This is a genomic window from Methanosphaera sp. WGK6, assembly GCF_001729965.1.
Taxonomy (GTDB): Archaea; Methanobacteriota; Methanobacteria; order Methanobacteriales; family Methanobacteriaceae; genus Methanosphaera.
In genome coordinates this window covers 1-13,479 of sequence record NZ_JRWK01000006.1, presented here as the reverse complement: position 1 = coordinate 13,479, position 13,479 = coordinate 1, and the positions used below count along the sequence as shown (strand labels likewise).

The following is a 13,479-nucleotide window of genomic DNA, read 5'->3' as shown; positions in this document are numbered from 1 at the left end:
AAAAAAAATAGAAATTATTTCATTGCAATATCCATTACAGTAAACTTTTTACCTGTGTTATTTTCCTGATTTTCAAAGCCAACATTTAATGTGAAATTAAAATCTTTTTCAACAACATCATTTAATTCATCAAAGGCTATGTTTAATTTTTGATTTAAAGCTTCATCAATTTCATCATAAATCATTTTATATGCTTTACAATGAGGGTCAACACAGTTAACTTCATGATTACTTATTGTAAGAGCATTATATGGACAACCACCCCTACAATAATCAATATGCTTACAATTTTTACAATCTTCATCCACAAAGTCTTTATATTCAAGCAATAATTTTTCAGCTTTACTATCCATCAATTCATCATATGTTGGTTTATCAGATACATGACCAATAACATAATCAGGCATATCTACAAAACGATAACATGGATAAATACTACCATCAGGTCCTACTGCAAAGGTACTTCCCATACAATCAACATAAGTACATACTAATCCTTTACGTACAAATGCACCTTTACATAAATGATCTATATTTTTTAATTCAATTCTATCTGCTAAGTCAAGATATTGATCTAACAAATATAATAATAATTCACCATAATCTTCAGGTTCAAGTGTAAAATTATCACTTTTATGACTTTTGATTGAGGGTAGCGCTGGATGTATTTTCAGATTAAATCCATTATCTTTAAAGAAATTAAAGATTTCTTCCTTACGTTTAATAGAATAATTTGTGAAAGTACTAATAAAACTTACCCTAAGACCATGTTTTTTAGCAATTTCATAACCTTTAATTGTTTTTTCATAGTAACCTACTCCTCGTTGAATATCATTTAATTCTTTTGGACCATCCAGACTACTACCTATAGGTACTTCATAATTCTTAAATAATTCTGCTAAATGATCATCCATTAACCATAAATTTGTTTGTATGGCAAATGCAGGATATAAGAAATCTAATTCAGTAGCAATTTTATTTAATGCATATTCATAGAAATCATAACCTGCTAATAATGGTTCACCACCATGGAATGTGAATGTTACAGGTTCTTTTTTAAAATTTTTTAACCATTCTACTGTATCATCCATTGTTTCTTTTGACATTACAAGTGATGTTGTTTCTGAACTCCAACAATAACTACAGTTTGCTGGACATCCCATTGTTGGTATTATCATTATATGCATTATTTCACCTTCATTTGAAGTTTTTTATTCTTCAAGATAGTAATATTCACCTTTTTCTTTTTGTTCACGGTCAAGATAACTTTCTAGTTTATTTACTCTTGGCCTGTTTGTTTCTTTATCTCGCCTAAATGTTATTTTCACATCAGATAAAAATTTATTCATCGCATCCCTTAAGTTTATTGGAGCTGTTGCATGACCAGAAGAACCTGATTTTCCATAAAATACCATTGCTCTATCTGATATGTAGTCAATAAATACTATATCGTGATCTATAATTATTGCTGATGTATCATCTCTTGTAATTAAATGTTTTATTGCTTTTGCTATTTTGAGTCTTTGTTCTACATCAAGAAATGCAGTAGGTTCATCTAGTAAATAAACATCTGCATCTTGAGATAGTGTTACTGCTGTTGCTAATCTTTGTAATTCCCCACCAGATAATTTACTTACTTGTTTATCTAAAATTTTATCTAAGTCAAATGGTTTTGAAATATCAGTCTTAAATACATTTGTTCCATAACCTCTTGCATGCATATATAAAAAGTCTTGTACAGATCCTTCAAAATCAGATAATATATATTGTGGTTTATATGCAATTTTTATTTCTTCTTCAACATCCCCTGAATCTGGTTCTGTTACACCAGCTAATATTTTTGCATATGTTGTTTTACCTATACCATTTGGTCCAAATGCTGTTATTACTTGACTTTGATTTATTTCTCCTTCATCTACTTTTAATTCAAAGTTATCATATTTTTTATGGAAATTTGTGTATTTTGTTATTGTTTCTGATTCTATTAAATCACTTGGTGGTCTTATTTCAAATTCTATTGGTTGTTTTCGTATTCTTATGTTTTCTTCAGTTAAAAATCCATTTATATATGCATTAATTCCTACTCTTACTCCTCTTAATTTTGAGACTACACCATATGCTCCTTCTTCACCATACATTACATGTACATAGTCACTCATTGCATCAAGTGTTGCTAAATCGTGTTCAATTACTAGTACATTACGATTTTCTTCAGTTAGATCTCGTATTACTTCTACTGTGTTTAATCTTTGTTTTACATCTAACCATGATGTTGGTTCATCTATGTAGTAGAAATTTGCATCTCTTAATACTGTTGCAGCTATTGCTATTCTCTGTAATTCTCCACCAGATAGCTTATCTAGTTTTCTATTTAAAGTAGTTTTTAGTTCTAGTTTTTCAACTACTTCATCTAATTTATTTCTTTCATCTACACTTTCTAGTAGTTCTGATACTTTTCCTTTTACTACTTTTGGTAATTGATCTACCATTTGTGGTTTGTATGCTAGTTTTATTTCATTATTACTTAGTTTTTTAAAGTAATTTTGTAGTTGTGAACCTTTGAAATATTCTATTACATTATCCCATGAACCTTCTTCTTCATAATTTCCGAAGTTAGGTATGATTTGTCCTGATAGTATATTTAGTATTGTTGATTTTCCAATACCATTTGGTCCTAGTAATCCTACAACAGATCCTTCTTCTATTGTTGGCATTCCAAATAACTCAAAGCTATTTTGTCCATATCTATGTATTGGTTGTTCTGTTAATACTTCAGGTAAGTTTATAATACTAATTGCATTAAATACACACCTATTTACACAGATTCCACACCCAGAACATAGTTCTTCTGATATTAATGGTTTTTTATCATCTTCACTAATTATAATTGTATCTTCTTCCATTCTTACTCCTGGACAGTATTCAATACAAGCATAATTACATTTTTTTGGTTGACATTTATCCCTTTCTAATATAGCAATTCGACTCAAAAAATATACTCCCTATAGTATTTAGTTCTAAAAATTCAATTAATGTGATTATAAAAATTTAAATCATTTTCTTTTGATTTTTTATGAAATAATTAGTATTTTTTAATGATTTAACATTAAATAATATTTATGTTAATAATTATATATAATTATTCTATTACTTGAAAAAGATAATGATAATCCCTTATTTAAAGTCCCATATAGTCAAAAAATAATATTTTTAAAAAAAAGAATTAAAATAGTTTAATTTATAAAATTAAAATATATTACTATTTTATTTTATTTTAAATAATAAAAATTAGTTAAACATGATATTAATAATAGTATATTTAAAATAATATAATATAATTAATAATAAACAATTATTTTATAAAATTATACGTAAAATAATATTTATTTACTAAATTAACTAATATAAGTAAGTATTAAACTCTTTTTTTATTTTTTATTATTTATAAAACAGCTTATTTTAATGTATGATTAAAGCTATCATTTTATTTTAATCTATGATTAAAGAAATAAATGTTTTTTTTAAAGTACCTAATACTTAATAAACTTATACTTAAAATTAAGTAAATACTGACAATAAAAAGATATAATTTAAAAATACTTACTAATTATAGAATATACATTATAAATCCAATTAATTAAACCCATATTATACATCAAAGAGATAATATAAATAGAAATTAAAAAACAATACATATAAATACTACAAAAATAGATTATTAAATATAGAGGTGATAATGTGGAAACTTTACCAATTGCACCAATAGGTAGAATTTTATCTAACGCAGGTGCACCAAGAGCAACAAAAAACGCAAAAATTGAATTATCAAAAGTATTAACAGAACTCGGAAATGATATAGCTGCAGAAGCTGTTAAAATAGCAAAACACTCAGGAAGAAAAACAGTAAAAGCATCTGATATTGAATTAGTAGTTAAACTTAAATTTTAGACTATTAACATTAATTTAAATAGAATATTCTTATAAAAAAAATAATATTTACCTTAAACTTCAGCCACTGGTTAAATAATTAATGTTTAACTAGTATTTCTTTTTTTAAATAATTAAAGGATAATATGTTAAAAATATAATTCTAATTAAAAACATACAATCTTATAATAAAAAAAATATCTTCAATAATTTAATGATATTTTTTGGAGTTTAGAAATGATAAATAAGATTCATAAAATTATCCAAGATAATAAGATAGAATTATATTACATACTATTTATAATAGGTATATTACTAATTATTAGTATTCCAAAGTTATTAAATCAATATACTCTTGGAATTAGTAATTGGGATACTTATTTATATTTAGAAAATGCACGTACATTCTCTAAAATGGGATGGGGTGATGTGCAAAGTATAGCCCCTGTTCTTCCTATGATAATATCTAAATTCTTCTTAATAGCTGGACATCCATATGAAGAAATTATATTTAATTTAGATGTATTTTTTTATATTTTAGGCGTTGTTAGTTTATATTTGATACTACGATTTAAATTTGATAGAAATACTAGTCTTGTTGGAAGTTTAATTTATGCTACATTTACTTTACTTTATTCATGGGTTGCTATTGGTGGAAATGATATTATTGGTGTAACTGGAACATTACTTACAGTATACTTAGTACTAGTTGCACATAAATATAATACTAAATTTTATTATTTAGCCATACCTATTGCAGCATATGCTTTTTTATCAAGATATACTGCAGGTGTCATGATTTTTCCATTGATATTCTATATTATCATAAATAGAGTAAATTTAAATGAGATAAAGGACATTATTCTTGGAGGAACACTAGGGATTCTAAGTATTTCTTGGTTTTTAAATCAATTTAATAAAGTATTAGGAACACCATTTCCATTTTTAGATCAATTTAGTGGAACTGTATCAAATGTTCAAGTTATAGATTCAGGATACTTGCCAGATACATGGTATTATATTACACATATACCTAATTATTTATCAAGTATAGTACCACCTAATAGTACATTTAATGCTATTGTTAATCCAATGGGCAATATACCAACAATACTTGCATATATTTATATTATTTTAATGATATCTGGAATTATATTAATATTTCATAATATGTATCATACAATTAAAACAAGTGATATTAAATTTAAAAATAAGAAAAATAAGATATTTATCACTATTGGAATAATTTTAAGTATTATTTGTTTATTAACTATGAATCAAATATCATATATAGTAACAATTATATTATTTTTAATAGTTATGGGAATTATATGGTTACTTGGAAATAAATATAATATTAAATATTTAGAATATGATTTACTGATGATTTCATTATTTGTAGTTTATTTAGTATTCCAGTCAATATTATCTACAAAAAAATGATAGGTATTTTATCACAGTACTTCCATTTATAGCTTATTTCATAACATGCACAATTAGTAGCATTTATAAGTATATTGATTCACGATTTACATTTAAAAATATTAAAGTATCATCTATTGTATCAGTGATTTTAGTGATATTTATTATATTAAATAGTTTAGTATTTTTAAGTCAAATTCCACAAGCTAATCATTATAGGGATGTTGAAGATTCTTGTGAATGGATTATTGAAAATTATCCTGAAATAGATAATACCACAATTATTTATTCTGATAATTGGCCAGCAGTTACATGGTATACTAATATTTATGTTCAAAGAGGAGTTCCTGATTTATATTCAGAGAATGGTTCACAACTATTTTCCAAAGAAATATTATCTCAAAATAATACACATCATGCAGCTTCATTGTATGTTGATACAAATAGTTTTAAGAAATTAGATTTTCCAGGTTTAACTATTGTGAAAGAAATTGGTGATGTTACAATATATGAAAATAGTTATCAGTTAGGAAGTCATACCAAAAATTTTGATTCGGAACATTATAAAAATTATATTAATGAAACACTGAAATTTGAAAGGGGATTATAATGGTACATTTAAACATGAAATCATTGAAAAATAAATTATTTATAGTATTAACCATATTTATGGTTTTTTATACAAGTATTCTTGTTTATTGTCAGAGTATTCGTGGTATTAGCTACTGGGATATTTTTGTTTATTTACAAAATGCAATGTTATTTGCTCATATAAATATTGGTAGTCAATTAAGTGTACCACCAGTATTATCTCTTTTAGTATCAATTCCTTTCCAATTAGGATTTATATCTGAGACAACAATGTTTGCAGTTTCTGGTGTGTTATTTATTATATTAATTCTTGGAATTTATCAAATATTTAATGAGAAATTTAGTCCAGAAATATCTTTTGTTGGTAGTATCTTTTTCTCAATGTTATCTCTTGTTGTAACATGGGCTGTTACTGGTTCTAATGATCTTCCATCTCTTGCTTTTAGTGTATGGGCGGTTTATTTTACAATAAAAGGTCTTAATGATAATTTTAATTATTATTATGTTGCATTTTTATGTTTTGTTGTTGCATTCTTCACAAGATTTACTGGCGGATTTATTCTTTTGGTAATGATTAGTTATCTTGCATTAAATTTCAATAAATTAAAAAAACAATTAAATGAGAATAATTTTAAAAAGTTATTTTTATTTATAATTATTATCAGTGTTATTATTGGAGGAGTTTATCTTATAAAACAGGGCACTATTCCCTTTTTAAGTCAATTTATAGAAGTATCAAGTAGTAGTCAGGTATCTTCAATTAATATTGGCTATGAATTAAATCCATGGTATTATATTCAAAATATGCCTGAATTTTTAACTAGTTTACATGTGAGTACTGATTACAATGCTATCTTATCAACAGTACATAATATTCCTAGTATTTTATCATTTGTTATTTTATTTTTTATGATTATTGGGCTGTTAAAGTTATTGTTTGGTTGTTTTAGAAATTATGAAAATAAGGATATGAAAACTAAAATTTCGTTAGGTGTAATTATTATTTTATCAATTATTATGATAATTAGTTATACTCATATATCTTATATTATCACAGAAGTACTTTTTGTAGGTATACTTTTATTATTATACAAAACACTTCCCGAAAACTTTGAACAACTTGATATGATTATGTTTATATGGATGGGAATTTTCATTATAATGCATTCATATCACCCCGTGAAAGTTGATAGATATATTTTACCAATATTCATACCAGTAATTTACTTCATGATACAGGGAATAGAATATGTGACATCAATAATTAATACAAAAAATAAGAAAACAACACTCACTATACTAGTAATACTACTCATAATACTAATACCAATTAATATTAGTTACATGACATCACTAACACACGAAAACCCTCATACAAATGAAGAAAAAGAAGCAGCAACCTGGTTGAACAACTATAATCATCAATTAGTGAATGAAAACATATCTTCAGATAGAGGAGTAGTATTTAGTTGGTATCTTAAAAAATACACCTACACTACAATTCCAAGAGTACTTGAAGCAAATAATGAAACATTAGAAAATAAATTAAATTCTATAAATGCGAAGTATTATATTGATTCAACAAGTAATACTACAAATATAGAAGGTTATCATACAATCTATGACAATAACAATACATCTTACAGAATAAAAATATATGAAAAAAATTAGGGTATTATATGTATACAAAAGAAGAAATAATCAATAAAATAATTAAAATAAGAGAAGATATAGGTCATGATTATGTAGAACCAGAAATAAAGGATTTATATTATGAAAATGATGAATTAACTATCATAACACCCGATAGACCAGAAAAATCAATCATTATTGGAAAAGGTGGTTGGGTTGTTGGAAAACTTAGAGAAGAACTAAAAGTTAACTCAATCCATGTAATTTCTTATACAGACATTGTTTTAAAAGAATATCAACTAGAACTATCTGTAAAACATACAAAAAAATTAATAGATAATAATGTAATTCCCGATAAATATCAAGATATATTCAATAATTTATACAAATTACTATCTCAAAAACAGAAAGCTCCCTATGACAATACTATTGTTGCTAATTATATTAGAGAAAATATAGATAGAACACCTCTTGTTGATACAAAAGTAGCAGTAGCATTATCCGGTGGTGTAGATAGTAGTTTTTCAACAATACTTGCTAAAGCATTAGGATTTAATGTAATTGCACTTACTGTAAATCCAGGTACAATAGTATTACCAAAACAATTTAGATATAATATTGATAATTTAACATCCCAAATAAATGTTCCACATGAATATATAAAAACAGACATGAGTGAAATAATTAATGATGCACTAACAGGAAAAATACATCCTTGTGGAAGATGTTCTAGCCATATAGAAGGGGAAGTATCTAGAAAAGTTAAAGAAATAGGTTGTCATATGATGATTTATGGAGATTTATTATCAACAGGATCACAATCAATTGTAGAAAAAGAGGATATTATTAGAATAAACCTACCTGCATTATTTAGAATGGAAAAATCAGAAATTAAAAATGTAGTCACAAATTATTCAGTGAAAAAAATAAAAGGGTATGGATGTCCATTAGTAGTCCAAGTTCATAAAAAATATCCTCAGTACAGACCATTTTCCATACAAAGAGTTTTAAGAGAAACACGTGCAGGCATACTAGAACCTGGTGAAGCTCTTGATTTAATTAGAACTATTTAATTATTTGAAGTACACCATATGCTATCATAAATAAACCTATTATGTATGCTACTAATGGTGGATAAATAAGTAATAGAAAACCAACAATTATTGCTGCAACATACCAGTAAATATTAATATCATCCATTAAAATCATCTTCATTAAAAATTTTTATTAAAGTAATATAATTTTATATATTACTTATTACTCTTATTCTTTAAGAAATTTTTCCATATTTTGAATAGATTCTTCTACTGCTCCAGGTGCACATCCACCTTTAACAGTTCTTGACTTAACATTTTTAAGAGGATCTAATGCTTGATTAACTAATTCTTCACCTAAATCTAATGGTTCACCAGTTACTTCTTTTGCAACTTTATTTACATAATCATTATCTATGTCATTTGTAGTTACACCTTCTTCAATAGCATCAGACACTATTCTTCCAACAATCCTATGTGCTGTTCTAAATGGAAGTTCTTTTTCTCTTACTATTACATCAGCAAGTTCTGTTGCTGTTGCAAAATTTGCTCCTGCTAATTCTTCAGTTCTTTCTTTATTAATTGTTAAAGTACTAAGCATACCATGCACTATACCTAGAATATCATTAGTATTATCAATTGCATTCCATAAATGAGGAGTTACTTCTTGTAAATCCCTATTATAACTATGAGGTATTCCTTTAATCATTGCAAGTACTGTCATTAATTCACCATAAGCTATTGTACTTTTTCCACGTGAAAGTTCAGCTATATCAGGGTTTTTCTTTTGAGGCATTATGGATGATGTTGAGGAATACTGGTTAGAACATTCAACCATTCTAAATTCATAACTACTCCAAATTACTATTTCATCAGAAATTTTACCAAGAGTTGTAGATAACATTGCATAATCAAAAATTGCTTCTGCAGCAAAATCCCTACTACTTACACCATCAATGGAATTATCCATAACTTGACTAAATCCCAATAATTCTGCAGTTCTATCTCTGTTAATTGGAAAACCAGTTGTTGTTAATGCTGCTGAACCTAATGGACTCATATCTACTCTTTTATAAGTATCTATTAATCTTTCACAATCACGTCTTAATTCATTTGCATAAGCCATTAAATGATGAGCAAAAGTTGTTGGCTGTGCATGTTGTAAGTGAGTATATGCTATAAATAGGGTATGTGTATTCTCTTTAGCCATTTCCACAATTGTATTAATAAATGATTTAATATTAATTATCGTGTTTTCAATTTCATTTTTTAAGGTTAGTCTTATATCAGTGCATACTTGGTCATTTCTACTTTTAGCTGTATGCATGAAACCTGCTTCAGGACCAATTTCTTTTGTTACATAATCCTCTAAAGCCATGTGAATATCTTCAAATGAAGGGTCAAGATTTAAAGCACTTAATCCTTCTTTTTCTAATTTATCTAATGTTTTTAATATTTTTTCACCAGATTCTTTAGGAATTATCTCTTCTTCTATAAGCATTGTAGTGTGTGCCCTATTACAGTTTATATCAGCTTCAAATATTCTTTTATCAAATTCTATTGATGATGAAAAAGCTGCTGCATCATCAGTCATCTGTCCATCAAATCTTCCTGCTCTAAGATCCATAATATTCCTCCAATCTATTTTAATTCATTTTATACATTAATCTATTATTTGTTAAATCTCATTAATTTATGTTATGTTATTAGTTAAAAAAGAGTTTAAAACTATGCTAAAAAAAGAGTATTATGTTTAAGATTAATTGTTTTCAATAGGGTATTAGCCAATATATCTAAAAATAAAAAATGATTTTATAATATGTGCAAAAATAAGAATTTATAAAAATTGTTATAAAAAAAATAGTATGTAGAAGGAAATCTTCCTTTTTTATACTATTGTTAGTTGTGTTGTTGTATTTCGTCCTGCATTGTATGCTTGTCTTTCACCAGTTACTATTGTTATATTATTGAATGATTTTATGCCTGTTGTATTTATATTTGTTAGGTTTATGTTTCCATTTGTTACTGTGAAGTACATTGTATCATTATTATTATCTCTGAGTGTTTTTCCATTTACTTTAACACATACTTTATTTGTTCCAACCACTAAATTTCCATTATAATCTGTTATATTTCCAGATATAGTTGTTATTGTTTTGGTTGTGTTATTTATTAATATGTTATCTATATTTAAAGTTATATTAGATTTTTCAACATGGAATGTTGTAGTATTTCTTGCATCAGGATAGAATATATCACTTTGATATACTGTTTCTACAGTATAGTTTCTAAGATTTCCTTGTCCATCTACACTAGCCATTCCTGCAGATACATGGTATATGTATTTTGCAGTGTTATTTTCTACTTTAACACGTATTGTGTTTCCATCCATATCTTTTAAGGAAATTCCATTTACTTTAAATACTACATATCCTTCATTTATTGCAGTTATATTTGTTCCATTTCTTGTAGTATCAGTTAATGTTGCTGTTAATTCTATATCATTATCTTGTTTTGTGGTATTTATTGTTGTTACTGTGATATCTGCTGTTCTTTTAGCAATTTGTACTGTTGTTACTTGAGATATATTTTCAGTATATTTTTTTGATCCACTGTATGATGCAGATAAATTTTTAGCATTTCTTAAATATAAATCAGCAGTTAAAGTATATGTTACAGTTCCATTAACAACACTAAATTTAAGTGGTGCTGCTGTACTGTTAAATGATCCATCAATTCTAAGTGTTTTACCATTTAATTTAAATACTAAATTACCACCAGTAATTGGATTACCATATTCATCAGTTACATAAGCTATTAATGTGATATTTTCACCAATAACTCCTATTACTGAGTCAACTACAATTATACTATGAATTTTAGTTACATTAACATTCACAGTAGTACTAGTTTCATCATATGTTTCATTACCCACATATGTTACTGTTATATTATTATCCCCAACAGGAACATCTATCGGAATTATTACACTACCATTTTCATCGGTTTTACCAGTGATGTTTGTTCCATTAGGAAGAGTTACAATAACATCAGCATTAGGAATAGTTTCATTAGTTTCACTATCAATTACAGTTACATTAATAGTAGTGTTTCCAACAGTATTATTAGTAATAACCACATCAATATTGGTGTCTCTACCAATAACATTTACGTCATCAAGAATAGTACTACTACCAGTGTATTCCTCATTTCCACTATAACTTACATTTAATGTATAATCACCAGTTTGAATTATGTTAGTAATAATTACAGCATTACCATCGACAATAGAACCAGTGCCAATAATAGAACCTGTATCATCACGAATAGTTATATCACCACTACTAATCATGTTACCATTTATAGCATCAGTTACAACTACGTTAACAGTTACATTACCAGCAGTGTTGTTAACTACACTAGCACTAGTAGAACTGTTACGTTTACCAACGTTTACATTTACAGTAGTGTTAGTTCCATTGTATGTTTCATCACCAGGATAAGTTACATTTAAGTCATTATTTCCAACAGGAAGATCAACAGAAATACTTAGATTACCATTTTCATCAGTTTTACCTGTGATATTTGTTCCATTAGGAAGAGTTACAATAACATCAGCATTAGGAATTGTTTTATTAGTTTCACTGTCAATTACAGTTACGTTAATAGTAGTGTTCCCAACAGTATTATTAGTAATAACCACGTCAATATTGGTGTCTCTACCAATAACATTTACATCATTAAGAATAGTACTACTACCCATGTATTCCTCATTTCCATTATAACTTACATTTAATGTATAATCACCAGTTTGAGTAATATTAGTAACAATAATAGCATTACCATCGACAATAGAACCATTACCTATAATATTTCCATTATTATCTATTACAGATACATTACCACTGACAATCATCTCACCTGTTATAGCATCAACTACAGTAACATTAACAGTTACATTGCCAGCAGTGTTGTTAACTATATTAGCACTAGTAGAACTATCACGTTTAACACTACTGATATCAACGGTTGTACTAGATGCATTATAAGTTTCATCACCATTGAATTTAACAATAATTGTGTTCTCTCCAACAGAAAGATTCATAGTTACATTAACTTTACCATCAGTACCAGTAATAGCTACAATCTCAGTTCCATTAGGAAGAGTTATAGTAACATCAGCATTATATATAGGTTCACCAGTTACAAAGTCATGTAAATTAATTTCAATAGTTGTGTTACCAACAGTGTTATTAAGAACACTAGCAATAACTTCAGATTCTCTACCAACAACACTTACATCATTAACTAGAGTACTGCTTTCAGTATAGTTTTCATTACCTTCATATGTGATAATTAAATCATAAACCCCACTATTGGTTATGTTAGTTATAATAGTAGCGTCACCATCAGTATCTACACTACCTTTACCAACAATAGTACCATTTTCTGTGGTAATTATGATATTTCCACTAGTTATTGGAGTACCATTAACCAGATCAGTAACAGTGACATCAATAGTTACATTACCCGCAGTATTATTAGATACAGCAGCATTTATATCACTTTCACGTTTTTCTACATTAACTGTTACAGTTGTATTAGTACTTTTATAAGTGTCATCTCCATTATATATTACTGTTATATTGTTTTCACCTACAGGTATGTCCACAGGTACATTTACATTACCATTTTCATCGGTTTTACCTGTGATGTTTGTTCCATTAGGAAGAGTTACAATGACATCAGCGTTAGGAATTGTTTTATTAGTTTCACTGTCAATTACAGTTACATTAATAGTAGTGTTTCCAATAGTGTTATTAGTAATGACAACATCTAATGTTGAGTTTCTTCCATAGATTGTTACATCATC

Annotated in this window: 10 protein-coding genes; 5 read left to right on the top strand and 5 right to left on the bottom strand. The window is 26.8% G+C overall.

Going from position 1 to position 13,479, the window contains the following annotated elements:
• Window positions 1-14: 14 nt before the first annotated feature.
• Both NL43_RS04155 and NL43_RS04150 read right to left on the bottom strand, forming a co-directional pair.
• Entirely contained in the window at window positions 15-1,187 is a 1,173-nt protein-coding gene (locus NL43_RS04155; protein WP_069592787.1) for a TIGR04083 family peptide-modifying radical SAM enzyme, read from the bottom strand.
• 24 nt (window positions 1,188-1,211) lie between these two features.
• A complete protein-coding gene (locus NL43_RS04150; protein WP_069592786.1) occupies window positions 1,212-2,990 on the bottom strand; it encodes a ribosome biogenesis/translation initiation ATPase RLI in 1,779 nt (592 codons plus the stop codon).
• 748 nt (window positions 2,991-3,738) lie between these two features.
• Here NL43_RS04150 and NL43_RS04145 point away from each other — a divergent pair.
• From NL43_RS04145 to NL43_RS04125, 5 genes are all read left to right on the top strand, one after another.
• Window positions 3,739-3,948 (top strand): histone family protein, encoded by a 210-nt coding sequence (locus tag NL43_RS04145; RefSeq protein ID WP_069592785.1) that lies wholly within the window; start codon window positions 3,739-3,741, stop codon window positions 3,946-3,948.
• Window positions 3,949-4,164: 216 nt separating this feature from the next.
• On the top strand, window positions 4,165-5,370 hold the full coding sequence (locus NL43_RS04140; protein ID WP_069592784.1) for a glycosyltransferase family 39 protein: 1,206 nt from the start codon (window positions 4,165-4,167) through the stop codon (window positions 5,368-5,370).
• Between the two features lie 133 nt (window positions 5,371-5,503).
• On the top strand, window positions 5,504-5,959 hold the full coding sequence (locus NL43_RS04135; protein WP_069592783.1) for a hypothetical protein: 456 nt from the start codon (window positions 5,504-5,506) through the stop codon (window positions 5,957-5,959).
• Window positions 5,959-7,611, top strand: coding sequence for a glycosyltransferase family 39 protein (locus NL43_RS04130; RefSeq protein WP_069592782.1), 1,653 nt, complete (start codon window positions 5,959-5,961; stop codon window positions 7,609-7,611). Before NL43_RS04135 ends, NL43_RS04130 begins: the two co-directional genes overlap by 1 nt.
• 8 nt (window positions 7,612-7,619) lie before the next feature.
• Window positions 7,620-8,645 (top strand): 7-cyano-7-deazaguanine synthase, encoded by a 1,026-nt coding sequence (locus NL43_RS04125; RefSeq protein ID WP_069592781.1) that lies wholly within the window; start codon window positions 7,620-7,622, stop codon window positions 8,643-8,645.
• On the opposite strand, the gene NL43_RS08490 is transcribed toward NL43_RS04125, so the two are convergent.
• From NL43_RS08490 to NL43_RS08290, 3 genes are all read right to left on the bottom strand, one after another.
• Window positions 8,638-8,772, bottom strand: a complete 135-nt coding sequence (locus NL43_RS08490) for a hypothetical protein (RefSeq protein WP_256365390.1) — start codon at window positions 8,770-8,772, stop codon at window positions 8,638-8,640. The genes NL43_RS04125 and NL43_RS08490 overlap by 8 nt on opposite strands.
• A gap of 63 nt (window positions 8,773-8,835) precedes the next feature.
• The gene (gene argH, locus NL43_RS04120; RefSeq protein WP_069592780.1) at window positions 8,836-10,233 is read right to left on the bottom strand and encodes an argininosuccinate lyase; all 1,398 of its coding nucleotides are present in this window, start codon (window positions 10,231-10,233) and stop codon (window positions 8,836-8,838) included.
• Between the two features lie 261 nt (window positions 10,234-10,494).
• Window positions 10,495-13,479: S-layer family protein (locus tag NL43_RS08290; protein WP_084790399.1), on the bottom strand; the 2,985-nt coding region annotated here is incomplete at its 5' end.

Coding starts and splice junctions, on each gene's coding strand:
- NL43_RS04155 (WP_069592787.1), bottom strand. CDS start 1,187: ATGCATATAATGATAATACCAACAATGGGATGTCCAGCAAACTGTAGT.
- NL43_RS04140 (WP_069592784.1), top strand. CDS start 4,165: ATGATAAATAAGATTCATAAAATTATCCAAGATAATAAGATAGAATTA.
- NL43_RS04130 (WP_069592782.1), top strand. CDS start 5,959: ATGGTACATTTAAACATGAAATCATTGAAAAATAAATTATTTATAGTA.
- argH (WP_069592780.1), bottom strand. CDS start 10,233: ATGGATCTTAGAGCAGGAAGATTTGATGGACAGATGACTGATGATGCA.
- NL43_RS08490 (WP_256365390.1), bottom strand. CDS start 8,772: ATGGATGATATTAATATTTACTGGTATGTTGCAGCAATAATTGTTGGT.
- NL43_RS04125 (WP_069592781.1), top strand. CDS start 7,620: ATGTATACAAAAGAAGAAATAATCAATAAAATAATTAAAATAAGAGAA.